The sequence below is a fragment of the Streptomyces sp. NPDC041940 genome (assembly GCF_055589465.1).
In genome coordinates this window covers 110,638-134,492 of record NZ_JBVJBP010000005.1, presented here as the reverse complement: position 1 = coordinate 134,492, position 23,855 = coordinate 110,638, and the positions used below count along the sequence as shown (strand labels likewise).

At 72.9% G+C, this 23,855-nt stretch carries 24 protein-coding genes; 12 read left to right on the top strand and 12 right to left on the bottom strand.

Going from position 1 to position 23,855, the window contains the following annotated elements:
• Positions 1-19 precede the first annotated feature (19 nt).
• Positions 20-472, top strand: coding sequence for a phospholipase (locus tag ACZ6I3_RS11590; RefSeq protein ID WP_469413800.1), 453 nt, complete (start codon positions 20-22; stop codon positions 470-472).
• A 61-nt stretch (positions 473-533) separates the two neighbouring features.
• Here the strand turns inward: ACZ6I3_RS11590 and ACZ6I3_RS11585 are convergent, their stop codons facing one another.
• Complete coding sequence (locus tag ACZ6I3_RS11585) at positions 534-1,232, bottom strand: phosphatase PAP2 family protein (protein WP_469413798.1); 699 nt, start codon at positions 1,230-1,232, stop codon at positions 534-536.
• 163 nt (positions 1,233-1,395) lie between these two features.
• On the opposite strand from ACZ6I3_RS11585, the gene ACZ6I3_RS11580 reads away from it, so the two are divergent.
• Positions 1,396-2,052 carry a class I SAM-dependent methyltransferase gene (locus ACZ6I3_RS11580; RefSeq protein ID WP_469413796.1) on the top strand — a complete coding sequence of 219 codons (657 nt, stop codon included), beginning with the start codon at positions 1,396-1,398 and terminating at the stop codon, positions 2,050-2,052.
• A gap of 9 nt (positions 2,053-2,061) precedes the next feature.
• On the opposite strand, the gene ACZ6I3_RS11575 is transcribed toward ACZ6I3_RS11580, so the two are convergent.
• Entirely contained in the window at positions 2,062-4,308 is a 2,247-nt protein-coding gene (locus tag ACZ6I3_RS11575) for a heavy metal translocating P-type ATPase (RefSeq protein ID WP_469413794.1), read from the bottom strand.
• Positions 4,309-4,445: 137 nt separating this feature from the next.
• On the opposite strand from ACZ6I3_RS11575, the gene ACZ6I3_RS11570 reads away from it, so the two are divergent.
• Positions 4,446-5,408 (top strand): hypothetical protein, encoded by a 963-nt coding sequence (locus ACZ6I3_RS11570; RefSeq protein ID WP_469413793.1) that lies wholly within the window; start codon positions 4,446-4,448, stop codon positions 5,406-5,408.
• 190 nt (positions 5,409-5,598) lie between these two features.
• Here ACZ6I3_RS11570 and ACZ6I3_RS11565 read toward each other — a convergent pair whose 3' ends face one another.
• Complete coding sequence (locus ACZ6I3_RS11565) at positions 5,599-7,416, bottom strand: glycoside hydrolase family 15 protein (protein WP_469413791.1); 1,818 nt, start codon at positions 7,414-7,416, stop codon at positions 5,599-5,601.
• 68 nt (positions 7,417-7,484) lie between these two features.
• The gene (locus tag ACZ6I3_RS11560) at positions 7,485-8,264 is read right to left on the bottom strand and encodes a DeoR/GlpR family DNA-binding transcription regulator (protein WP_382829843.1); all 780 of its coding nucleotides are present in this window, start codon (positions 8,262-8,264) and stop codon (positions 7,485-7,487) included.
• 117 nt (positions 8,265-8,381) lie between these two features.
• Here ACZ6I3_RS11560 and ACZ6I3_RS11555 point away from each other — a divergent pair, with 117 nt between their 5' ends.
• Together ACZ6I3_RS11555 and ACZ6I3_RS11550 are read left to right on the top strand one after the other, a co-directional pair.
• Complete coding sequence (locus tag ACZ6I3_RS11555) at positions 8,382-9,263, top strand: SIS domain-containing protein (RefSeq protein WP_469413789.1); 882 nt, start codon at positions 8,382-8,384, stop codon at positions 9,261-9,263.
• Positions 9,264-9,299: 36 nt separating this feature from the next.
• The gene (locus ACZ6I3_RS11550; protein WP_469413787.1) at positions 9,300-10,160 is read left to right on the top strand and encodes a class II fructose-bisphosphate aldolase; all 861 of its coding nucleotides are present in this window, start codon (positions 9,300-9,302) and stop codon (positions 10,158-10,160) included.
• On the opposite strand, the gene ACZ6I3_RS11545 is transcribed toward ACZ6I3_RS11550, so the two are convergent.
• Positions 10,150-11,280 (bottom strand): methyltransferase, encoded by a 1,131-nt coding sequence (locus ACZ6I3_RS11545; protein ID WP_469413786.1) that lies wholly within the window; start codon positions 11,278-11,280, stop codon positions 10,150-10,152. The two genes, ACZ6I3_RS11550 and ACZ6I3_RS11545, sit on opposite strands and share 11 nt — an antisense overlap.
• Before the next feature lie 68 nt (positions 11,281-11,348).
• Here ACZ6I3_RS11545 and ACZ6I3_RS11540 point away from each other — a divergent pair, with 68 nt between their 5' ends.
• From ACZ6I3_RS11540 to ACZ6I3_RS11525, 4 genes are all read left to right on the top strand, one after another.
• Entirely contained in the window at positions 11,349-11,993 is a 645-nt protein-coding gene (locus ACZ6I3_RS11540; RefSeq protein WP_469413784.1) for an alpha-ketoglutarate-dependent dioxygenase AlkB family protein, read from the top strand.
• 36 nt (positions 11,994-12,029) lie between these two features.
• Positions 12,030-13,271: an ROK family protein gene (locus ACZ6I3_RS11535; protein WP_469413782.1), complete on the top strand. Its 1,242-nt coding sequence runs from the start codon at positions 12,030-12,032 to the stop codon at positions 13,269-13,271.
• Positions 13,272-13,371: 100 nt separating this feature from the next.
• The gene (locus ACZ6I3_RS11530) at positions 13,372-14,262 is read left to right on the top strand and encodes an NAD(P)-dependent oxidoreductase (protein ID WP_469413780.1); all 891 of its coding nucleotides are present in this window, start codon (positions 13,372-13,374) and stop codon (positions 14,260-14,262) included.
• Between the two features lie 12 nt (positions 14,263-14,274).
• Positions 14,275-14,697 (top strand): PPOX class F420-dependent oxidoreductase, encoded by a 423-nt coding sequence (locus ACZ6I3_RS11525; RefSeq protein WP_469413779.1) that lies wholly within the window; start codon positions 14,275-14,277, stop codon positions 14,695-14,697.
• A gap of 2 nt (positions 14,698-14,699) precedes the next feature.
• Here the strand turns inward: ACZ6I3_RS11525 and ACZ6I3_RS11520 are convergent, their stop codons facing one another.
• The 3 genes from ACZ6I3_RS11520 to ACZ6I3_RS11510 are packed head-to-tail and all read right to left on the bottom strand — an operon-like array spanning position 14,700 to position 16,760.
• Positions 14,700-15,611: a phosphotriesterase family protein gene (locus ACZ6I3_RS11520; protein WP_469413777.1), complete on the bottom strand. Its 912-nt coding sequence runs from the start codon at positions 15,609-15,611 to the stop codon at positions 14,700-14,702.
• Positions 15,608-16,186 carry a DUF4865 family protein gene (locus tag ACZ6I3_RS11515; protein ID WP_469413776.1) on the bottom strand — a complete coding sequence of 193 codons (579 nt, stop codon included), beginning with the start codon at positions 16,184-16,186 and terminating at the stop codon, positions 15,608-15,610. The genes ACZ6I3_RS11520 and ACZ6I3_RS11515 overlap by 4 nt, the downstream gene beginning before the upstream one ends.
• Before the next feature lie 10 nt (positions 16,187-16,196).
• Positions 16,197-16,760: a TetR/AcrR family transcriptional regulator gene (locus tag ACZ6I3_RS11510; protein WP_469413774.1), complete on the bottom strand. Its 564-nt coding sequence runs from the start codon at positions 16,758-16,760 to the stop codon at positions 16,197-16,199.
• Positions 16,761-16,916: 156 nt separating this feature from the next.
• Between ACZ6I3_RS11510 and ACZ6I3_RS11505 the strand changes: the two genes are divergently transcribed.
• A complete protein-coding gene (locus ACZ6I3_RS11505; RefSeq protein ID WP_469413772.1) occupies positions 16,917-17,207 on the top strand; it encodes an SHOCT domain-containing protein in 291 nt (96 codons plus the stop codon).
• Between the two features lie 61 nt (positions 17,208-17,268).
• Here the strand turns inward: ACZ6I3_RS11505 and ACZ6I3_RS11500 are convergent, their stop codons facing one another.
• Entirely contained in the window at positions 17,269-17,775 is a 507-nt protein-coding gene (locus ACZ6I3_RS11500; protein WP_469413771.1) for an ATP-binding protein, read from the bottom strand.
• A gap of 213 nt (positions 17,776-17,988) precedes the next feature.
• The gene (locus tag ACZ6I3_RS11495) at positions 17,989-18,312 is read right to left on the bottom strand and encodes a hypothetical protein (RefSeq protein ID WP_261682162.1); all 324 of its coding nucleotides are present in this window, start codon (positions 18,310-18,312) and stop codon (positions 17,989-17,991) included.
• A gap of 395 nt (positions 18,313-18,707) precedes the next feature.
• Between ACZ6I3_RS11495 and ACZ6I3_RS11490 the strand changes: the two genes are divergently transcribed.
• Positions 18,708-19,832 carry a PLP-dependent cysteine synthase family protein gene (locus tag ACZ6I3_RS11490; protein WP_469413769.1) on the top strand — a complete coding sequence of 375 codons (1,125 nt, stop codon included), beginning with the start codon at positions 18,708-18,710 and terminating at the stop codon, positions 19,830-19,832.
• 16 nt (positions 19,833-19,848) lie between these two features.
• Here ACZ6I3_RS11490 and ACZ6I3_RS11485 read toward each other — a convergent pair whose 3' ends face one another.
• Both ACZ6I3_RS11485 and ACZ6I3_RS11480 read right to left on the bottom strand, forming a co-directional pair.
• Positions 19,849-20,316 carry an SRPBCC family protein gene (locus ACZ6I3_RS11485; protein WP_469413768.1) on the bottom strand — a complete coding sequence of 156 codons (468 nt, stop codon included), beginning with the start codon at positions 20,314-20,316 and terminating at the stop codon, positions 19,849-19,851.
• Between the two features lie 63 nt (positions 20,317-20,379).
• Entirely contained in the window at positions 20,380-21,210 is an 831-nt protein-coding gene (locus ACZ6I3_RS11480; protein WP_469413767.1) for a DeoR/GlpR family DNA-binding transcription regulator, read from the bottom strand.
• A 291-nt stretch (positions 21,211-21,501) separates the two neighbouring features.
• Between ACZ6I3_RS11480 and ACZ6I3_RS11475 the strand changes: the two genes are divergently transcribed.
• The gene (locus tag ACZ6I3_RS11475; protein WP_469413766.1) at positions 21,502-23,847 is read left to right on the top strand and encodes a hypothetical protein; all 2,346 of its coding nucleotides are present in this window, start codon (positions 21,502-21,504) and stop codon (positions 23,845-23,847) included.
• Positions 23,848-23,855 lie beyond the last annotated feature (8 nt).

Genomic DNA, 23,855 nt, shown 5'->3' with positions numbered 1-23,855 from the left:
AGCCTCATGGAGGTGTGGGATGCACCGCAGACTCGCCACCGGTCTTGCCGCCTCAACCCTGTCCCTCGTCACCGTCGTCGGCACCGCGACCCTCGCGAGTGCCGCCCCCGCCGACAAGCCCCAGGTGCTCGCGAGCTGGACGCAGACCAGCGCGTCGAGCTACAACGCCTGGGCCGCCGCCCGCGCGAACCAGCCCGCCTGGGCCGCGTACGCCTTCGACTGGTCGACCGACTACTGCTCCTCGTCGCCGGACAACCCGTTCGGCTTCCCCTTCTCGATGTCCTGCGCCCGGCACGACTTCGGCTACCGCAACTACAAGGCCGCAGGCACCTTCAGCGCCGACAAGTCCCGTCTCGACAGCGCCTTCTACGAGGACCTCAAGCGGATCTGCGCCGCCTACACCGGCGGCACGAAGAACGCCTGCGACAGCACGGCGTGGACGTACTACCAGGCGGTGAAGGCCTTCGGCTGAGGGCCTGTCGGTCGCCTGAGGGCCGGGCGCGGGGCGACAGCCTCCCGCCCGGCCGACGGCCTCAACGGCCCGTGGAACCGATGCTGATCCGCGGCCACGAACGGGCCGTCGCCAGGAGCGCCTGGGTCCGTGCCGACGGAGTGGCCGCCGCCGCGGCCAGCGCCGCGGCGGCGCTCGCGATGCCGAGGACCGCGCCCGCGGCCACGTCGCCCGGATAGTGCACGCCCGTGTGGATGCGGGAGTAGCCGACGGCGCTCGCCAGCGCCCCGAGCGGCACCGCGGCGGGCGGCAGGACCACACCGACGGCGGTGGCGAACGCGACCGCCGACGCCGTGTGCCCGGACGGGAACGAGGCCGACGTGGGCATCCGGACATGCCGGTCCACCGTCACCCGGGCCGCCTCCCGGTCCGGCCGGGCCCGGCGCACCAGGCGCTTGCCGAGCAGGTTGGCGGAGGCCGACGCCACGGCGATCGCCCCGACGCCGACGACCGCGGCACGGCGCGGACGCCTCCCGGCCAGTGCCAGGGCGGCGGCGATGCCGAACGAGATCTTGGAGTGGTCGGCCGCGTGCGACAGATGGCGCAGCGTCCGGTCGAGCGTGGGCGTGGGGGTGGCGGCCACCGCCGCGTACAGGGCGCCGTCCACGGCCCTGAGATCGCCGAGTACGGCGGCCAGGAGCCGGCCGGGTCCGCTCGCGGGCTTCCCTTCGCCCGGCAGCGGACGGGGGGCGTCCGCGTCTGTGATCGTCGGATCGGTCATGTGCTTCTCCCCGCAGTGGCCTTTCCCCAGCAAGGTACCGGCTCACACCGGGCGCACGCTCGGCGCCCCCGCGGGCCGGTACCCACCGAGTGCCCACGCGGCGGACGGCCATCCGTGTGCCGGACCGGGCACGGCCGTCCGGGCGACCTGGTGGACTGGCGGCATGATGTCACCGCTGCACCGGGCCCTGCGCGCACTCGACCGCTTCCACGCCGCCCGCCCCTGGGACCACAACGCCCACTTCCACCGCTGGATCCTGCGGCAACTCCCCGCGCGTGCGGGAAGCGCCCTGGACGTGGGGTGCGGCAGTGGCGACCTCGCCCGGCTGCTGGCCGCCCGGGCCGCACAGGTGCACGGGATCGACGCCGACCCGGCGATCACGGCCCGGGCGCGGGAGCTGACCGCGGCGACGATCCCGGTGACCTACGCGGTGGCCGGCGCGCCGACCGGGCTTCCCGACCGGTCGTACGACGTCATCACCTGCGTGGCCGTGCTCCACCACCTGCCGTTCGCGGAGACCCTGAAGGCCTTCCGCGAGCGTGTGGCCCCCGGCGGCATCCTGGTCGTCGTCGGGGTCTCCCGGGAACAGACCCCCGTCGACCACGTCCTCGGCATCGCGTCGATCCCGCTCAACATCGTCATGGCCCTGGTCAGGAACCGGGGCCGCCGGGCAGCACGCCCGGCCTCGATGACCGCCCCCACGAGACCGGCGGGCATGGCCTTCCCCGAGATCCTCCGCGAGGCCCGTGCCGTCCTGCCCGGTGCCCGTCTGCGCCGCCGCCTGTTCTGGCGGTACACGCTGGTGTGGCATCACCGCTGACCCTCGTTCTCAGCCGGCCGCCCGGAAGGTGCGCAGCCGCAGCGAGTTGGCGACGACGAAGACCGAGGAGAAGGCCATCGCGGCCCCGGCGATCATCGGCGTGAGCAGTCCGGCCGCGGCCAGCGGCAGGGCCGCCACGTTGTAGGCGAAGGCCCAGAACAGGTTCGAGCGAATGGTGCCGAGGGTGCGGCGGGAGAGTCGGATGGCGTCCGCCGCGGCCCGCAGGTCGCCCCGCACGAGGGTCAGGTCCCCGGCCTCGATCGCGGCATCCGTGCCGGTGCCCATGGCCAGCCCGAGATCGGCCTGCGCGAGGGCCGCCGCGTCGTTGACACCGTCGCCGACCATCGCCACCGAACGGCCCTCGGCCTGGAGCCGCTTGACGACCTCGACCTTGTCCTGCGGGAGCACCTCGGCGACGACGTCCTCCGGAGCGATACCGACCTCGCGGGCGACGGACCGGGCCACCGCCTCGTTGTCGCCGGTCAGCAGGATGGGGGTCAGCCCCAGGGCACGCAGCCGTCCGACCGCCTCCGCGCTCGTCTCCTTCACCGCGTCGGCGACCTCCAGCACCGCACGCGCCTCGCCGTCCCAGGCGACCGCGACGGCGGTGCGCCCGGCGCCCTCGGCCGCCGCCCTGGCACGTGCCAGGCTTTCAGGCAGCTCCATCGCCCAGTCGGCCAGCAGCCGCTCCCGCCCGACGAGCACCGCGTGGCTCTCGACGACGCCCTGTACGCCGAGTCCCGGCACATTGGCGAAGTCCTCCGGCGTGGGCAGCGCACCGCCCAGCCTCTCCAGCGCCCCGTCGGCGACGGCACGGGCGATCGGGTGCTCGGAGGAGTGCTCCAGCGCCCCGGCCAGCCGCAGCACCTCGGCCTCGTCGGTGCCCTCGGCGGTGTGCACCGCGAGCAGGGTCATACGGCCGGTGGTGACGGTGCCGGTCTTGTCGAGGACGACGGTGTCGACCCGGCGCGTCGACTCCAGCACCTCCGGGCCCTTGATGAGGATGCCGAGCTGGGCGCCCCGCCCGGTGCCGACCATCAGCGCGGTCGGCGTGGCCAGACCGAGGGCGCACGGGCAGGCGATGACCAGGACGGCGACCGCGGCCGTGAAGGCGGCCGTCAGACCGGCGCCGTTGCCGAGCCAGAAGCCCAGCGTGCCCAGCGCGAGGGCGATCACGACCGGCACGAACACGGCGGAGATCCGGTCCGCGAGCCGCTGCGCCGCGGCCTTGCCGTTCTGCGCGTCCTCCACCAGCCGGGCCATGCGGGCCAGTTGGGTGTCGGAGCCGACCCGTGTGGCACGCACGACGAGCCGCCCGCCGACGTTGATCGTGGCGCCCGTGGCCGGGTCACCGGTGCCGACCTCCACGGGCACGGACTCGCCGGTGAGCATCGAGGCGTCCACGGCGGAGGAACCCTCGACGACCGTCCCGTCGGTGGCGATCTTCTCACCGGGCCGGACCAGGAAGCGGTCGCCGACCCGCAACTCCGCTACGGGAACGGTCTGTTCACGGCCGCCCTCGTCCCGCAGCACGGTGACGTCCTTCGCGCCCAGTTCCAGCAGCGCCCGCAGCGCCGCCCCCGCCCTGCGCTTCGCGCGGGCCTCGAAGTACCGCCCGGCCAGGAGGAAGGCCGTCACGCCCGCGGCGGCCTCCAGATAGATGTTCCCGGCGCCGTCCGTGCGCTCGATGCTCAGCTCGAAGGGGTGCGTCATGCCCGGCGTGCCCGCGGTGCCGAGGAACAGCGCCCACAACGACCACAGGAACGCGGCCGAGGTGCCCACCGAGATCAGCGTGTCCATCGTGGCCGCGCCGTGCCGGGCGTTGGCGAACGCCGCCTTGTGGAAGGGCCACGCCGCGTAGGTCACGACGGGTGCGGCCAGCGTGAGCGACAGCCACTGCCAGTACGCGAACTGCAGCGCCGGGATCATGGCCATGGCCACGACGGGAACCGCCAGCACCACGGCCGCGACCAGCCGCTCGCGCAGCGGACGGAGTTCGTCGGCCTCCTCCACGGACTCCGGCGGCGCCGGTTCCTGAGCGGTGTACCCGGTCGCCTCGACGGTGGCGATCAGATCCCCGACCGAGACGTCACCGGAGTAGCTGACCTTCGCCTTCTCGGTGGCGTAGTTGACGGTGGCGGTGACCCCGTCCATGCGGTTGAGCTTCTTCTCGATGCGCGCCGCGCAGGAGGCACACGTCATGCCTCCGATGGCGAGTTCTACGTCTGAGCTGGTGCCGATCGCTTCGGTGGTCATGCTTTCTGTATACCCCCTAGGGGTATCATCGGCAAGCGTGGCGGCGACTTGACTAGGTACCCCCTAGGGGTATGGTGAAGTGCGTGGAGGCCCCGCATCCGAGCGCGAGGCCCGGCAGCCCGAAGGAGCAGACGGCCATGAACACCGGACTGAAGATCACCACCTTCGCCGCCGCCCTGGCCGCGACGTTCGGCACGGCCTACGGCGTCGGGCAGGGCATCGACCCCGTCGTCGCCGACCGGCCGCCGAAACACGAGGGCGACGAGCACACCCGGCCCTCACCGGAGCCGAAGGAGGGCGGCCGCGCCGGGCAAGAGGTACCCCCGGCCGGCGGACTCCAGATCTCCGAGGGCGGCTACACCCTCGACCTCGCGACCCCGCGCGTCGCCGCCGGACAGCGGGCCGACCTGCGCTTCACCGTCCGGGACGGCAGCGGCCGTGCCGTCACCGCCTACCAGCGCGAACACGACAAGGAACTCCACCTCGTCGTGGCCTCACGCGACCTGGTCACCTACCGCCACCTGCACCCCACCCGCGCCGCCGACGGCACCTGGAGCATCCCCGTCGACCTGCCCCGCGCCGGCGGCTACCGCGTCTTCGCCGACTTCACCCCGGCGACGAAGAACGCCCGGAACCTCACCCTCGGCGCGGACCTCGCCGCCTCCGGCCCGTACCGGCCGGAGCAACTCCCGCCGGCGAGCACCACGGCCGAGACCAACGGCTACGACGTCGAGCTGGCCGGCGCCCTGCGCCCGGGCAAGGAGAGCGAGCTGAAGCTGAAGGTCTCCCGCGCCGGCGAGCCCGTCACCGACCTCCAGCCCTACCTCGGCGCCTACGGCCACCTGGTCGCCCTGCGCTCAGGCGACCTCGCCTACCTCCACGTCCACCCGAACGGCGAACCCGGCGACGGAACGACCCGCCCCGGCCCGGACGTCTCGTTCACGGCCACGGCACCCAGCACCGGTTCCTACCGCCTGTTCCTCGACTTCAAGCACGAGGGTAAGGTCCACACGGCGGCCTTCACCGTCCCGGCCGGCGGGGCGGCGGCCGACGGACCGGGTACCCCCGAGGGGCATACGGACGACGGCCACGCGCACTGAGTCCCAGGGCCTGTCGTTTGGATCACGCCGCAGACGCGGGGTCTGGCACGCGCATCTGCCGCGTTGTCGTCGGTTGCCGAAGCTCCGCTTCGACGCCCTCCTCCGCCTTGCAGCTGCACGCACCAGACCCCGCTCACCGGCGCTGACAAGGTGCCGCCGATTCCCTGCGACCTGATCCAAACGACAGGCCCTACCCGAGCGCCCGGTCCAGGTTGAAGGCCGCGCTGATCAGCGCCAGATGCGTGAACGCCTGCGGGAAGTTGCCCTGCTGCTCCCCGGTGTGACTGATCTCCTCGGCGTACAGGCCGAGATGGTTGGCGTACGTCAGCATCTTCTCGAAGGCCAGGCGCGCCTCGTCGATCCGGCCGGCGTGCACCATGGCCTCGACGTACCAGAACGAGCAGATGGAGAACGTGCCCTCGTCCCCGCGCACCCCGTCCGGGCTGGACTCCGGGTCGTAGCGGTAGACCAGCGAGTCCGACACCAGTTCCTCGGTGAGCACGTCCAGCGTCGACAGCCACTTGGGATCCGTCGGGGCGATGAACTTCGTCAGCGGCATCATCAGCACGGCCGCGTCCAGCACGTCGCCGTCCTCGTGCTGCACGAAGGCCCGGCGCTCCTCGGACCAGCCCCGGCTCATGATCCGCCGGTAGATCGTGTCGCGGCACTCCCGCCAGCGCGGCAGATCGGCGGGCAGCCCGCGCCGGTTGGCGATCCGGATGGCCCGCTCGATCGCCACCCAGCACATCAGCCGTGAGTACAGGAAGTTCTTGCGGCCGCCCCGGGTCTCCCAGACCCCCTCGTCGGGCTGGTCCCAGTGCTCGCACACCCAGTCCACCAGCGCGGTCACATCGTCCCACTGGCCGCTGGAGATGGGCTTGGCCCACTTGTCGTAGAGGTAGATGGAGTCGATCAGCGCGCCGTAGATGTCGAGCTGGAGCTGGTCGGCCGCCGCGTTGCCGACCCGTACCGGTGCGGAGCCCTCATGGCCCTCCAGGTGGTCGAGGGTGCGTTCGGGCAGGTCCGTGCGCCCGTCGATGCCGTACATGATCTGCAGCGGGCCGGAGTGCTTGCCGTCGCCCGGGCTGATGTGCCGGGTCACGAAGTCCATGAACGCCTCGGCCTCGCCGGTGAAGCCCAGCCGCAGCAGGGCGTAGACGCAGAACGCCGCGTCGCGCACCCACACGTACCGGTAGTCCCAGTTCCGTTCGCCGCCGAGCCGCTCGGGCAGACTCGTCGTCGGCGCGGCCACGATCGCCCCGGTCGGCGCGTACGTCAGCAGCTTCAGCGTCAGGGCCGAGCGGTGCACCATCTCCCGCCAGCGGCCCCGGTACCGCGACGACGCCAGCCAGGTCCGCCAGTACGCCACCGTCGCCGCGAGCTGCTCCTCCGCCTCCGTGCGCGCGCACCGGCGGGGCGACACCTCGCCGCCGACCTTGTCCAGCGCGAACACCGCCGACTCGCCCTCGCCCAGCTTGAAGTCGCCGCGAACGTCCGGCCCGTCCACCTCCAGCGGCACGGTCGCGGTCAGCGCGAGCGCCATCCCGTCGGCTTCGAAGAGCGCCGACTCACCGTTCAGCCGGACGGTGTGCGGCCGGGTGCCGTAGTCGAAGCGGGGAGCCACCCGCGTACGGAACGGGATCGAGCCGCGGACGCACACCACCCGCCGGATCAGCCGGTGCCGCTCGGCCTCGGCCGGCTCGCCGTCCACCGGCATGAAGTCCTGCACCTCGCCGACGCCGTCCTCGGTGAAGAACCGGGTCATCAGGACATTGGTGTCGGGGAAGTAGAACTGCTTGGTCCGGGCCGGCACGGTCGCCGCCAGTTCGAAGCAGCCGCCGCGCTCCGCGTCCAGGACCGAGGCGAACACACTCGGCGCGTCGAAGGCCGGGCAGCAGTACCAGTCGATCGTGCCGTCCGTCCCCACCAGGGCCACACTGCGCAGATCGCCGATCAGCCCGTGCTCGGCGATCGGCAGATACCGCCGCCCGTCCGCTGTTCCCCGCATGGCAGCCTCCCTGCCCTGGCGAGCGCCTGGCTATCAGCTTAGGCCCGCAGCCGGGAAGCGGCCGGATCTCACACCGTGACGACCCGCAGCCCGGCCTCCTCGAAGCGCCGCAGCGTCTCCGGGTCGGCCGCCGTGTCCGTGACCAGGGTGTCCACCGCCTCGGCCGCGCAGATCCGGGCGAAGGCCCGCTGCCCCAGTTTGCTGGAGTCGGCCGCCACGACCACGCGCTCCGCGCGCTCGCACAGCAGCCGGTTGATCGCGGCCTCGGCCTCGTCGTGCGCCGCCGCCCCGTGCGTGACGTCGAAGGCGACCACGCCGAGCACCGCCACATCGACGGTGATCTGCCCGAGCACCCCGTCCGCGAGCGGCCCGACCAGTTCGTACGACTGGGCCCGGGCCACCCCGCCGGTCAGCACGATCTTGAACTGCGGTCGTACGGCCAGCTCGTTGGCGATGTTCAGCGCGTTCGTCACGATGGTGAGCGCGGGCGACCCGGACGTCAGGTCCCCGCGCACGGCCAGGGCCCGCGCCACCTCGGTGGTGGTCGTCCCGCCGGTCAGCCCCACCGCCTCGCCGGGCGCGACCAGGTCCGCCACCGCCTTGGCGATGCGCTGCTTCTCGGAGGCGTGCCGGGCCGTCTTGTAGCGCAGTGGCAGCTCGTACGAGACGCCGTGCACGACCGCGCCGCCCCGCGTGCGCACCAGCATCTGCTGCTCGGCCAGCCCGTCGAAGTCGCGGCGGATCGTCGCGGCCGACACCCCGAGCTCCCCGGCCGCCTCCTCGACGTCCAGCCGGCCGCGCTCCACGAGCAGGTCCAGCAGCGCCTTCCAGCGGGCGTCGCGCGACATCCGCACCTCCACGTCTCGATCTCCGGGCGACCCTAGCGCACCTGATCTCCCGCAATGCTTGATGTTGCTCGAAAGGTGGCGATATCTTGCAGGAACAATCAGATCGGAGAGTGTGGCATGACGCATGTCGAGGACGAGCTGATCAGCCAGCCCGAGTGCTGGACACGCGCCGCGTCGGAGGCGGCGGGGTACGCGCAGGTGTTGCCTGCGGCGGGGGAGCGGGTCGCGATCGTCGGCTGCGGCACCTCGTACTTCATGGCGCAGGCCGCCGCAGCCCTGCGCGAGGACGCCGGCCAGGGCGAGACCGACGCGTTCGCCGCCTCGGAATTCCCCTACGGCAGGGGCTACGACCGGGTCGTCGCCCTCACCCGCTCCGGCACCACGACCGAAGTCCTCGACCTGCTCGGCAGGCTGAAGGGCCGCACCCGCACCACCGCGATCACCGCCGACCCGGACACGCCCGTGATGACGGCGGCCGACGAGCTCGCGGTGCTCGACTTCGCGGACGAACGCTCCGTCGTACAGACCCGGTTCGCGACCACCGCCCTCACCCTGCTCCGCGCCCATCTGGGACTCCACCCCGACACGGCGGTCACCGACGCGCGCACCGCCCTGGCCGAGCCCCTGCCCGAAGGCCTGGTGGACTGCGCCCAGTTCACCTTCCTGGGGCGCGGCTGGACCGTCGGCCTGGCCAACGAGGCCGGGCTGAAGATGCGCGAGGCGTCGCTGTCCTGGGCGGAGGCCTATCCGGCGATGGAGTACCGGCACGGGCCCATCAGCGTCACCACCAGCTCCACCGCGACCTGGATGTTCGGGGACGCGCCGGACGGCCTCGCCGAACAGGTACGCGGCACGGGCGCGTTGTGGATCGCCGGAGCCCTGGACCCGCTCGCCGAACTCGTCCGTGCCCAGCGGCTCGCCGTCGCGGTCGCCGCCTCACGCGGCCTCGACCCGGACAGCCCCCGCCACCTCACCCGCTCGGTGATCCTCACTCACTGACCTCGGTGATCCTCGTCCACCGACCCTGGAGGCACCGTGCCCCTCACCACCACCGGCGAACTCGTCACCCGCGCCGCCGCGGCCCGCTCCGCCGTCGCCTCGTTCAACGTGATCACGCTGGAACACGTCGAGGCCGTCGTCGCGGGCGCCGAGTCCGCGCACGCCCCCGTCGTGCTCCAGGTCAGCGAGAACGCGGTCAAGTTCCGCGGCGGGCAGCTGCTCCCGCTGGCCCGCGCGGCCGTCGCCGCGGCCGAACGCGCCGCCGTCCCCGTCGCCTTGCACCTCGACCACGTGCAGAGCGACGCCCTGCTGTACCAGGCGGCGGAGGCCGGCTTCAGCTCCGTGATGTACGACGCGGCCCGGCTGCCCTACGCCCAGAACCTCGCCACGACCCGGGCGGCCGTCGACTGGGCACACGCCCAAGGGCTCTGGATCGAGGCCGAGCTGGGGCAGATCGGCGGCAAGAACGGCAGGCCCCCACTGGACGCGCACGCCCCCGGCGCCCGCACCGACCCCGACGAGGCCCGGGCCTTCGTCGCCGACTCCGGGGTGGACGCCCTGGCCGTCGCCATCGGCAGCGCCCACGCCATGACCACCCGCACCGCGACCCTCGACCACGCCCTCCTCAAACGCCTGTCGGCCGCCCTGGACGTCCCGCTCGTCCTGCACGGCTCCTCCGGCGTCCCGGACGACGAACTCACCGCGGCCGTCGCGGGCGGCATCGCCAAGGTCAACATCGGCACCGCCCTGAACATCGCGCTGACCGGCGCCGTCCGGGACTTCCTCGCCGAGCGCCCCGAGGCCGTCGACCCGCGCGGCTACCTCACGGTGGCGCGTGAGGCCATGACACGGGCGGTGGCCAGAGCCCTGAGGACTCTCGGTCCTGCTACCGCTTGACGGCCTTCAGCACCACGAACTTCGAGTCACTGGCGACCAGTCGGCTGTTGCCGAAGATCCGCCGCAGCGTGACGTGGTAGCCCAGATGCCGGTTCCCGATCACCCACAGCTCACCGCCCGGCCGCAGTACGCGCCGCGCCCCGGTGAACATCCGCCGGGCCGTGGCGTCCGTCGTCGCCTGGTGGGAGTGGAACGGCGGGTTGTTGAGGACCAGGTCGACACTGTCCGACGGCACTCCGGCCAGCCCGTCGCCGACCCGGAACTCGGCATGCCCCGGCACGCCGTTCGCCTTGTACGTCGCCTCTGCCGAGGCCACGGCCTGGAACGACTCGTCCACGAACAGCACCTCGGCCTCCGGGTCGGCCAGCGCCACCGCCGTACCGACCACGCCGTTGCCGCACCCCAGGTCAACCACGCGTCGACCCTGGCCGCTCGGCAGCTGCCCGAGGAAGAACCGGGTGCCGATGTCGAGCCGGTCGGCGCAGAAGACCCCCGCGTGGTTGACGACGGTGCCTCCCGAGGCCGGGCCGATGCCGTCCGGCAGCGTGTAGACGTACGGCCATGGGCCGGCGGGCCGCTCCAGCGCGGGATCCGGCGTGCAGAAGATCAGCCGCGCCTTCTTCTCGGCGAGCGAGGTGCGGGTCGGGCCGAGAATCCGCTCGAACAACTGGAGCGTCGAGGTGTGGATCTCCTTCACCATCCCCGTGCCCACGACAACGGTCCCCGCGTGCACGGCCGGCGCCAGCCGCAGCAACTGGTCCTCCAGGAGCGCCAGGCTCTTCGGCACCCGCACCAGGAGGACGTCGACGCGGTCGGGCGGCGGATCCTGCGTGGTGAGCAGCCCGACCGCGCCCGGCTCGACGCCGTGCCGCGCCAGGTTGGCCCGGGTCGCCTCCTGGGTCAGATGGGAATCCGTGATCTGCGTCGGGCCGTGCTCCGCGAGCGCCGTCACCAGCGCGCCCCACCGGTCCCCGACGGCCACGACCGTGCCCGACAGCGGGACCCGCTCCCGCTCCAGATGCCTCAGCAGGTACTCGTCGGAAGCGTCCCAGGCACGCAGCCTGTCACGCGGATCCTCGGGGAAACGGGTCAGCGCGAACTCGCCCCACGGCGTCGTCATACGGTCGTTCATCGTGCGTCAAGGCTAGCCGAGCCGCAGCTCAGGCCGTGTCGGGCAGGATGGGAGGCATGGACGGCGAGCTGTTCCCCAGGGCCCGTACGCAGGTGGCACCCGGCGCGGTGCACCTACCGGACTGGCTGGACGCCGAACGCCAGCGGGAGCTGCTGGAGGCCTGCCGGGACTGGGCCCGCCCACCCGCCGGACTCCGCACGGTCCGCACACCCGGCGGCGGCACCATGACCGCCCGGCAGGTCTGTCTGGGCTGGCACTGGTACCCGTACGCCTACGCCCGCACGGTGGCCGACGGCGACGGCGCCCCGGTCAAGCCGTTCCCGGAGTGGCTCGGTGAGCTGGGCCGCCGAGCGGCGCGGGACGCGCTGGGCGATCCGGAGACGGCGGAGTACGACATCGCACTGATCAACTTCTACGACGGTGACGCCCGCATGGGCATGCACCGCGACAGCGACGAGAAGTCGGACGCGCCGGTGGTGTCGCTGAGCCTCGGCGACACCTGCGTCTTCCGCTTCGGCAACGCCGAGACCCGCACCCGGCCCTACACCGACGTCGAGCTGCGCAGCGGCGACCTGTTCGTCTTCGGCGGTCCGTCCCGGCTCGCCTACCACGGCGTTCCCCGGGTACACGGGGGCACGGCACCGCCCGGGTTGGGCCTGACCGGACGGCTCAACATCACGCTCCGGGTCAGCGGTCTGTAGGCCGGCGGCGCGGCGGATCATGGGAGACTCGCCCTCATGAGCGGGAAGGCGGACCCCCGGCAGGCGGGGGACGGGAGCACCTCGAGGACGCGGCTGGACCGGGGGCGCGGAGCGCTCGGACCCGCGCTGGAACTCGTCCACACCGGACGCGCGCCGACCCGGGCCGTCCTCACCGCCGAGCTCGGAGTGACCCGGGCGACGGCCGGCGCGGTCGCCGCCGAGCTGGCGGCGCTCGGGCTGATCCGGGTCGACGCCCGGCCCGGCGCGGCGGCCGGATCCCAGGGCCGGCCCTCACACCGGCTGGCCGTCGCCGAGAACGGCCCCGTCGCCCTCGCCGCGCAGGTGCACGCCGACGGATTCCGGGCGGCGCTGGTCGGGCTGGGCGGCCGGATCGTCGCCACCGCGCCCGGCTGCGAGGTCGTCGACGCGGACCCGGCGAAGGTGCTCGCGTCCGTCGTCACGGCGGGCGCCGAACTGCTGCGGGAGACGGGACGCCGATGCGTGGGCGCCGGACTCGCCGTCCCCTCCGCGGTCGCCGAACCCGAGGGCCTGGCGCTCAACCCGCTCCACCTGGCCTGGCCCGCGGGCGCGCCCGTCCGCGACATCTTCGCCGAGCAGGTGCGCGCGGCCGGCATCGACGGACCCGCCTTCGCCGCGAACGACGTCAACCTCGCCGCGATCGCCGAGCACCGGCACGGTGCCGGCCGCGGCGCCCGCGACCTGCTGTGCGTGGCCACCGGCCACCGGGGCGTCGGCGGTGCGCTCGTCCTCGACGGCCGCCTCCACAGGGGCAGTTCAGGCCTGGCCCTGGAGGTCGGACACCTCACCGTGCATCCCGAGGGCCGCCCCTGCCACTGCGGCAGCCGCGGCTGCCTCGACGTCGAGACCGACCCGCTGGCCTTCCTCACGGCGGCGGGCCGCGACCCGGGCCCCGAGGTGTCCCTGCTCCAGCAGTCCATCGACCTGGTCCGCCACCACTACGACGACCCGGGCGTACGCATCGCCACCGAGACCCTCATCGACCGCCTCGGCCTCGGCCTCGCCGGCCTGGTCAACATCCTCAACCCGGACCGCATCATCCTCGGCGGCCTCCACCGCACCCTCCTGGACGCCGACCCCGACCGCCTCCGCGCCGTCGTAGCCGACCGCAGCCTCTGGGGCCAGAGCGGCGGCGTCCCCATCCTCCCGTGCACCCTCGACCACAACAGCCTGGTCGGCGCGGCCGAACTGGCGTGGCAGCCGGTGCTGGACGACCCGCTCGGGGCGCTGACCCGGTAGGAGTGCCCGCGCCGCTCCCGGGCAGGCGAGCCCCGAGCGGGCAGGCTGGTTCACAGGCAGTACGCCCGCCGCACCGCACCACCGAGGAAGTTGAAGCGCAATGACCGACAAGCTCACCGTGAGCGTCCTGGGCACCGGCATCATGGGCGCGGCCATGGCCCGCAACCTCGCCCGGGCCGGACACACCGTCCGCGCCTGGAACCGCACACGTGCCAAGGCCGAGCCGCTGGCCGCCGAGGGCGTACAGATCGTCGACACGCCCGCGCAGGCGGTGCGGGACACCGACGTCGTCCTGACCATGCTCTACGACGGTCCGGCCGCCCTGGAGACGATGCGTGAGGCGGCCCCGGCCCTGCGTCCCGGCATCGCGTGGGTGCAGTCCACCACCGCCGGTACCGAGGGCATCGCCGATCTGGCCGCCTTCGCCCGCGAGCACGGCCTCGTCTTCTACGACGCACCCGTCCTGGGCACGCGTCAGCCCGCCGAGGCCGGACAGCTGACCGTGCTCGCCGCAGGGCCCGCAGACGGACGGGACCGGGTGACGCCGGTCTTCGACGCCGTCGGCGCCCGCACCGTGTGGACCGGCGAGGACGGGGCGACGGGCGGCGCCACCCGGCTGAAGCTGGTCGCCAACAGCTGGGTCCTCGCCGTCACGGCCGCCGCCGGTGAGGCCCTGGCGCTGGCCAAGGCCCTCGACGTAGACCCGCACGGCTTCTTCGACCTCGTCGCCGGCGGCCCGCTCGACATGGGCTATCTGCGCGCCAAGTCCGAACTGGTCCTCGAGGACCGGCTCACACCGCCCCAGTTCGCGGTGACCACCGCCGCCAAGGACGCCCGCCTGATCGTCCGGGCCGGTACGGACAATGGCGTCCGCCTGGACGTCGCCGAGGCGGCCGCCACCCGCATGGAGCGCGCCGCCGCCCAGGGTCACGGCGACGAGGACATGGTCGCCGCCTACTTCGCCAGCTTCGACGAGAAGTCCGACTCCTAGGAGGTTCCCCTCATGTCCAAGCCACCGCTGCCGCCCGAGGCCGACGCCCTGCTGAGCCGGCCCAACCCGTGCGTAATGGCCACGCTGCGCTCCGACGGCACTCCCGTCTCCACCGCCACCTGGTACCTGTGGAAGGACGGCCGTGTCCTGATCAACCTCGACGAGGGCCGCGTACGCCTCAAGCACCTGCGCCGCGACCCGCGCGTCACCCTCACCGTCCTCGCCGGCGACGACTGGTACACCCACGTCACCCTCATCGGCCGGGTCACCGAGATGTACGACGACGAGGGCCTGGCCGACATCGACACCCTCGCCCGGCACTACATCGGAAAGCCCTACCCGGACCGCGTCCGCCCCCGGGTCAGCGCCTGGATCGAGGTCGACCGCTGGCACGGCTGGGGCGAGCTGAAGGACAGCGACCAGGCCGGAGGCTGAGGTCACCGCCGCCACTCGGCCCCGAACGCCCGGCCCGGGTTCTCCGTGAGGATGCGCCCCACCAGGTCCTCGCCCACGGCGTGGACCAGCCGGGGCCGCACCCGGCGCAGCAGATACGGCATCCCGGGGCCGCCGCTCACCGAGCGGGCGGCGGCCGTGGTGGTGTCGGCGCCCAGCAGCACCCGGTCGCCGAACCCGGCGTCTGCGAGGGCCCGTACGGCGTCCGGCATCCGCCAGTCCGTGGCGTGATGGGCGTGTGACGGCCCGTCGAAGGCCAGATAGCAGCCGGACTCCGCCGCCTGCCGGTGCGTCACGAGATCGGGGGAGCGGTTGAGATGCCCCAGCACCACACGGTGCGGCGGCACCCCCAACTCCCCGCACAGCAGGTCCAGTACGTCCAGCGCCCCGGTGCCCTGCTCCAGGTGCACGGCGATGGCCGCCCCCGTGGCGTGATGCGCCTCGGCCGCCGCCTCCATGGTCCAGCGGGCGTGCGCGTCCAGGGCGTGGAACCCGCCCGCGACCTTGACGAGCCCCGCCCGTACCCCCGACACCCCGATGCCCTCGGTGAGTTCGGAGACGAAGAGATCGGCGAGCCGCCCCCGTAGTCCGGCGAGCGTGGCGTCGTCGTAGTGCACGGCCTGGTGCAGACCTGTCGCCGCCACCACGTGCACACCGGTCTCCCGGGACAGTGGCGGCAGATCGGCGGCCCGCCGCCCGAGCCCGTACGGCGTCCACTGCACCACGGTCCCGCCGCCCCGCTCCCGGAACGCGGCCAGCTCCGCCCGCGCCGCCGCCACGCTGCGCAGTTCCTGGCCGGGCAGCCGGGGACTGCCGAAGAACAGATGGTCGTGGGCGTCGCACACGCCCAGGTCTTCAGGGCGTACGTCTCCCAGCACCGTGCGTACGGCGCTCACCACTGCCGCCCCCGGGGCAGCCGGTCCCGGCCGGGCGCGGACAGGTGCAGCACCTCGAACACGTCACCGTCGGCCTTGGGCGTGTCGTGCTCCCAGAGCGAGAAGTGCGTCAGCTCCCACCGGCTCGTGTCGACGGCGGCCGCCGCGAGCAGGGCCCCGTCCTCCGCCGCCAGCCTCCGGGCCTCGCCCACCGCGTCCGCCACGACATCGGCCAACAGCCCTCCCTCAGGTACCCGTTGGCGGTGCCGCACGGCGAACCGGGCCCGAGATCCGCCCCCTTCCTCGTACGCGAGCCCCGTCCACTGCCGCACGGAAGGCCGCCCGAAGTCGTCACCGAGCCGCTGGAACCCACCACCCCACAGGAAGGAGTTCATGCCTTCCACGGTGTTCCACAGATAGAAGGGCGCGTACTGATGGACCGGCGAGCCGCGCAGACCGCGCTCGCGCATCAGATAGGCCTTGAGCCCGAGGCCGTCCCAGTCGTCGAGCAGCCGCCCCACCCGGGCGACCCGGTCGCGGATGACGCCCATGTCGTAGTCGGCAGGCAAGGTGAGTTCGTACTGCATGGCGTGCACGGGAGCCTCCTCAGGCGGGACGGGGTGCCAGCAGCGAGAGCAACCCCCGCACCCCCGCGTCGAACACGGCGGGGGAGCCGGAGGCGCGGGCGAGGACATAACCGCCCTGGACCGTGGCCACGACCGCCGCCGCGATTTCCTTGCCGTCCAGCCAGGGCCCGAACTGGCCCTGCTCCTTGCCCTCCTCGACGATCGCGGCGATGCGCCCCCGGATCCAGTCCAGGGTCTCCTCGACCGGGGCCCGCAGCTCGTCGCTCGCGATCACGTCCGGGTCCATGGTCAGCCGGCCGATCGGACAGCCCCGCAGCACGTCCCGCTCGCGCCGCAGATACGCCTCGACACGCTCGTACGGTGTTCCCGGGCCGTCGAGTACTCCCTCGGCGGTAGTCCGCATCTCCTCGGCGGTCCGCCGGATCGCGGCCAGTGCGAGATCGGGCTTGCCCTTGAAGTGGTGGTACATGCTGCCCTGCCCGGCGTCCGCGCGCTCCAGGATCGCCTTGGGGCTCGTGCCCGTGTAGCCGCGCTCCCACAGCAGCTCGCGGGTGGACTCGATCAGTCGTTCCGAGGTGCTCATGCCACGACTGTACATACTGGTAGTTACAGAATCCAGTACTCCCCGTGAGGTACGCGTACTGCCGCTGTCCGTACGACGACCCGGGACCCCTCACGGGGCGATTCTCGGAAGCGCACACCGAGACATCGCGGCAACGCATCCGAGGAGTTGGACGACATGCAGACCCTGGCGAACTTCGGCGACGGCGGCGGGCCCGGCCCGTGGATCCTGTTCCTCCCCTTGATCTGGGCGCTGGTGATCGGCGGCGGCATCGTGCTGCTGCGCCGTACCGTGTGGCGAGGCCGCCGGGGCGGACCCTGGCGGCAGGCCACCGTCGAGCACGACTCACCCATCGCCGTACTCGGCCACCGCTTCGCCTCCGGCGAGATCGACGAGGACGAGTACTGGCGCCGACTGTCCGTGCTGAACGAGGAGTTCGGACGCTCGGCCAGGGGCGGGGGTGCCTGAGCACGCTGACCGAATGCGTCAACTCGGAGTGACCGCCGTGCGAAGGGTGGTCACCGCCCGGTCAACCGGCAACGGCGGACCGGGCGGGAGCATGGTCGGGCCGCAGCCCGTCGGTGGAGGGCCCGACCTCCGCGAACCTGCGCGCGGGCTTGTCCAGGACCGCGCGGCGTGCGCGGCGCGACGGTGCGGTCACCACGGAGGTCGGCAGGGTGAACCACACGACCTTGCCGGACTCGCCGTCCGGCCGGACGCCCCAGCTCTCGCTCATGGCGGCCACCATCGCGAGCCCGCGCCCGCAGGTCGCCAGCGGCGCGATGTCCTGAGGATCCTCCACCACGGGCATCCGCGGGTCGTGGTCGTGCACCGAGACCGTGAGCCGGTCGAGGAGCAGCTCTATCTCCACGGTGCAGGTCTTGTCGGGCTGGGCATGGCGGTGGACGTTGGACAGCAGCTCCGTCACGCCGAGCGAGGCACGGTCGATCAGGGCGTCCAGATGCCAGTAGCGCAACTGCGCAGATACGATTCTGCGGACCTGGCCGATCCGCGACGGCAGAGCTTGAAGCTCCACCGTGCAGTGTCTGTTTGGGTAGCTGATCACGGCTGCGACTCCCCGACGTGAGGTCCGGAAGAACACGGAGTTCGGATCCAGCAGGGCGCCTTCGTGACACCGCCGCCCGCTGTCGTGGCCGGCGGGCTGGTTCGCAGCGTTATCGCCGGTAAACCCAGAGTGACGTGAGACCAGAGTGACGCAGGGGGTGAGGTACCGCAACTCGCGGACATCTCAGTCGCCACGCCCCGCCGCTCGGCGCACGGCCTCGATGAAGCGCCGCGCCGCGGGCGGCCCCGGCTCGCCCGGGGCGGGGTCGTGATCGCCCAGGGTGAGCAGGTACCGATTGCCGTTGAGATCCGCGGTGGCCCGGTCGTCAGGGCCGAACCAGGGCTTGGACGCGCGCACCGCCTGTACCGGCGCGCTGTCGATCTCGCTGCCGTAACTGGTCAGCAGCTCGAGCCGGCCGTCGCTGATCCGGACCTGTCCGGCCCGGGTGAGCGAACGCAGCCGCTTCCCGATCCGCACGCCCGTGGCCCTGAACTCCGGCTCCGCCATGCCACCCGCCCCCTTGTGCGCTCGGTGTACCGGCCCGCGCTCCCCGCGGCGCCCGGTACGGGCCCGTGTACTGATCCAGTGTGCCTCGGAAGCCTGCTCCGGCGGTGCTCGTACCCCTGCCGGTACCCCGTGCGGGGCCTCGGTCCCGCGGTGAAGTCTGCCCGCACCCGGCGTCGAGCACCAGTACGTGCGACCCCCTCGCCGGGGGGCGCCCGCAGCACATACGCGAATGCGCCCCCGGGACCGCGCGCCCCCTTGCCCCGGCCTCTGCCCCTGGGGGCGCTTTGGGGGGCTCAAAGATGCGTTTATGCAGGTGAGAAGCGTGCGGAAGCTGCTTATCATCGAGGTGTCGGCCGCGCGACGTGCCGTCGGCGCGCAGCGATAGGAGCACCCCCGTGAGCACTCCCCAGCAGACCCGGACCGGCGTGACCCTCGACGTCGACCACAGTGACGCCGACTACCGCGCGTGGCTGAAAGAGGCCGTCCGCAGGGTCCAGGCCGACGCCAACCGCTCGGCCGACACACACCTGCTCTCGTTCCCCCTGCCGGAGCGGTGGGGCATCGACCTGTACCTGAAGGACGAGTCGACCCACCCCACCGGCAGCCTCAAGCACCGGCTGGCCCGCTCCCTCTTCCTCTACGGCCTGTGCAATGGCTGGATCCGGCCGGGCAGACCCGTGATCGAGGCCTCCAGCGGTTCGACGGCCGTCTCCGAGGCGTACTTCGCGAAGCTCATCGGCGTTCCCTTCATCGCCGTCATGCCGCGCACGACGAGCACCGAGAAGATCCGCCTCATCGAGTTCCACTCCGGACGGTGCCACTTCGTGGACGACCCTCGCACGATGTACGAGGAGTCCGCCCGTCTCGCGGCGGAGACCGGCGGCCACTACATGGACCAGTTCACCTACGCCGAACGGGCCACCGACTGGCGCGGCAACAACAACATCGCCGAATCCACCTTCCGCCAGCTGCGCCTGGAGCGGTATCCCGAGCCGGCGTGGATCGTTGCCACCGCGGGCACCGGCGGCACCTCCGCGACCCTCGCGCGCTACGTCCACTACATGCAGTACGACACCCGCGTCTGCGTGGCTGACCCGGAGAACTCGTGCTTCTTCGACGGCTGGACCACCGGTGATTCCCATGTCGCGTGCGACTCCGGCTCCCGTATCGAGGGCATCGGCCGGCCCCGTATGGAACCGAGCTTCGTGCCCGGCGCGATCGACCGGATGATGAAGGTGCCCGACGCGGCCAGCGTCGCCGCCGTACGGGCACTGGAGCGGGCCATCGGCCGCAAGGCGGGCGGCTCGACGGGCACGGGGCTGTGGAGCGCGCTGAAGATCGCCGCCGAGATGGTGGCCGAGGGCCGGCAGGGGAGTGTGGTGACCCTGCTGTGCGACCCGGGGGACCGGTATCTCGACAAGTACTACTCGGACACCTGGCTGGCCGCCCAGGGGCTGGACATCGCGCCGTACACCGCCGCGATCGACTCGCTGCTGGAGACGGGCGTCTGGCCCGGCTGAGACCGGGCCCGCGGCGTCAGGCCGTCAGTCTCCGGTCCAGCGCCGAGACGGCATCCCGGAAGGCGCGGGCCTGGGCGATCCGTATCGGCTTCATGGCGAGCCGGTACGCCGCCGTCCCGTCGGTGGCGAAGGTCCACCGCACCCGGGTGCCGTCGCCGGCCGGCGTGAGCCGCCACTCCTCGACGATCGCGCGTACCCCCGGGACGTTGGTGACGTCGACGCGGTAGGCGTACACCTCGGGTTCCTTCGCCGCGATGACGGACTCGCGGAACCGCACGCCCCCGCTGAGCGTGATGTCGCGGCCCGCACCCCCGTCGACCGGGCGGGCGGCCGTCACCTGGGGAAACCAGTCGACCCAGCCGGGCACGTCCGCCAGCGCACGGTAGACCGCCTCCACCGGAGCCGAGACCACCTGCGCGAAGACATGCCGCACGGGCGCGATCCCGGTGAAGTCGAGCCCGACCGGGCGCAGACGGTGAGCCATGGACGAAGCCCTCCTCGCACCGAACGGGCGATGACCGGAAGGGCCACCCTAGCTGGCGGCCCGTCAGCTGTCTGCCCCGTCCTCGGGCTCTCCTGCCACCACCAGCCGCCGCAGATGCTCCACGACCACCCCGCGCGCCTCGTCCGGCAGGCCGGCGTCCGTCACGAGCGTGTCGATCCGCTCCAGCGAGGCGAACGAACTCAGGCCCACCTTGCCCCACTTGGTGTGGTCGGCGACCACCACCACCCGCCGGGCCGACTGCACGAGCCGCCGGTTCGTCTCGGCCTCCGCGAGGTTCGGCGTCGACAGGCCGGCCTCGACCGATATGCCGTGCACACCGAGGAACAGCAGGTCGAAGTGGAGCGCCGCGATCGCCTGGTCGGCCACCGGCCCCACCAGCGAGTCGGAGGGAGTGCGCACCCCACCGGTCAGCACGACCGTGGCAGCGCCCTGCCGCGGGCCCGAGGTGCGCTGCGCCGCGTGGAAGACGTCCGCCACCCGAACCGAGTTGGTGACCACGGTCAGATCCGGCACGTCCTGCAACTCGTGAGCGAGCGCGAAGGTCGTCGTCCCGCCGGACAGGGCGATCGCCGAGCCCGGTGCGACCAGCTTGGCCGCGGCCCGCGCGATGTCCTCCTTGGCGGTCAGCTCCAGGCCCGACTTGGCCTCGAAGCCCGGTTCGTGCGTACTCGCCTCGACCACCGGGACCGCACCGCCGTGCACCTTCTCCAGTACGCCCTGGCGGGCCAGCGCGTCGAGATCGCGGCGGACCGTCATGTCCGACACGCCGAGCTTGCGGGTCAGCTCGTTGACCCGGACACCGCCCCGGCGGCGGACCTCGTCGAGGATCAGGGATCGCCGCTGCTCCGCGAGGAGGTTCTGATTCTCGCTCACGTACGCTCCGGTCCTTTCGCCTCAATGCCGTCCGACTCGCGCAGCACACTCGCCCCCACTAGGACATTCTCCCCGGGCTCCGGTGCGCGGACGTCTCATCCTCGCATGTCGCGCAGTCGCCGGCGCCACCGACCGCTCGTCGCGCACATGTCACTTCCTGCTCATCCGTCGCTCCCCCGCATCACGGATCGGGGAGATTCCGTGACAGGAGGTGTACGGCGCCGCGGAAGTGGAGATCCTTGTGCCCGCGCGGACAGAGCCGACGGCGTGTCACGGGGGAAGTGCGAATCAGTGGAACATGCGCAGGAACAGGTCTCGACCGGCGGGCCGGACCAGCCCGCCCGGCGCCCCGGCGAGTCCGGGACCGCCCTGGAACTCCTGGTCCACGGCGTGGGCGGCACCACGCCGCAGGACATGCTCAACGATCCGCGGACGGTGCGGATCACCGGCGACAACATCGCGGCCGTCTTCCGCCGCGCCGACGACGTCGACGCGGAGACCAGCCCCGACGCCGGCCGCCGCGACGGCCCGGTGCCCGAGGCCTACGTCTGGTGCAACCTCACCTCCGGCAACGGCACCCGCGCCCTGTGGCTGTTGCTGCTGCCGTTCATGGTCGTCAACCTCGCCCACTGGATGCGCCCCACCGCCCGCGGCCGAAGACGCACGGTGCGCCTCTACGGCCTCCTGGTCCGGCTGGCCGGACTCACCCTGACGGTGCTGCTCGTCGCGGCGGCCTGCGAGGTCGCCCTCGACCTCGCGGCCTGGCAGTGCGCGGGCACCCTCGCGTGCGCCGACCGCCACTCCTGGCTGGGCTTCCTCTCTCCGACCGTCTCGGACGGCGGCTGGTGGAGCAGCCCCGGCCGCAGGCTCGCCCTCGCGGCCTTCGTCCCCACCGCCCTGACCGCCCTGCTGTGGTACCTGTCCAAGCGCACCTGGAGCGACTACGAGTCCCAGCAGCCGATCGACCGCGCCCCCGAGCCCTACGAGGACGGCAGCCCGACCGCGCTGGGCCGGCCCGGGTTCTGGTACGGACGCCGGCTGGTGGCCCGGCTGCGCGCCGCGCACACCGCCGCCGGACTGATCACCGTGGCGGCCGCGGTCGCCAGTGCCGCCGCCCGCCGCGACCGCGAGCTCGGCGGCCCCGCCGCACTGGACATCCTGGGCCTGCTCCTGGAAGCGGCCCTGGTGGCCTGCGCGGTCGCCGTGGTGTGGGTCGTGTGCCGCCGGGGCCGCAGCGAGAGGCGCCTCGACCGTGAACTCGACGAACGCTTCGTACGACGCCTGCCGCTCGCCGCGCTCGTCCTGCTCGGCCTCGCCCTGCTGTACGCCGGGTGGGAACGCCCCGGCTGGGAGTCGGCCGGGCGGCTGCCGGGCGACATGACCTTCGGCGGCATCGCCCTGGTGCAGGGGCTGCTCGTGATCGTCCTCGCCGTCGTCGCCCACACCCTGCACCGCACCGACCCCGACCGGCGGGCCGTGCTGCGCGGCCTCGGCGGACCGGCCGTCGCGATGCTGGCCTGCGCCCTGGGCGGGGTGATGTCCGGCGGTGTGGCCCAGCGCGTGTCCGACTGGCTGGACGGCACCGGCACCTCGATCGACGGCCCACCGGTCCTGCTGACCTGGCAGGCGTCCGTCATCCCGCCCCTGATCGTGGTGCTCCTGGTGCTCTTCGGCTGGCTGGGCCGACGGGCCTGGCAGCTCGCCCGCGCCGAGCGCGAGGCCGTGGCACGCGACTACCCGGACGAGGCCCAGGACCGCGCCCGCACCCGCCGTATCGCCTACACCCGCGCGATGGCCGCGCTCACCGACCGGGGACCCCGCATCGTCGCCGTCACCTCAGGCGTCACCCTGCTGCTCGGCGCCGGCGCGCTGGTGGGCGCCCTGACCACCGACGAGACACCGGGGGAGGCCGCACAGGGCACCTACCCCGTCGTCCACGGTGTGGCGGAGACCGCCCAGGCACTCGGCTCCTGGCTGATCGGCCTCGGCTTCATACTGTTCGTCACCTGGGGCCGGCGCGCCTACAAGGACGCGGCGGCCCGCCGCACCATAGGCATCCTCTGGGACGTCGGCACCTTCTGGCCGCGCGCCGCCCACCCCTTCGCCCCGCCCTGCTACGCAGAACGCGCCGTGCCCGACCTGACCTGGCGGATGGCGACCTGGACCAAGACCACCGGCGGACGGCTGGTCATCTCCGGGCATTCGCAGGGCAGCGTGCTCGCCGCCGCGGCGGCCTGGCAGCTCGCCCCGTCGGCCCGCAAGCGCGTCGCGCTGCTGACCTACGGCTCCCCGCTGGAACGCCTGTACGGCCGCTGGTTCCCCGCCCACTTCGGCCCCGCCGCGCTCAGCTCACTGCACCGGGAGGTCGACTGCTGGCGCAACCTCCACCGGCTCACCGACCCCATCGGCGGCCCGATGCGCCTGCCCGGCGACCGCGGCCACCAGGTCGACCAAGGCCCTCTGAAGGACCCGCTCGCCTACGGCCGTACGGACTCGCTGCCGCTGCCCGCACCGATCCTCGGCCACTCCGACTACCAGGCCGACCCGGCGTTCGCCGAGGAACGCCGCAAGCTGCTGGCCCGGCTGCGGCCGGGCCTGCCGGCACCCCGTGACGAGCCCGAGCTGCCCGCCGCGTAGGCCAGGCC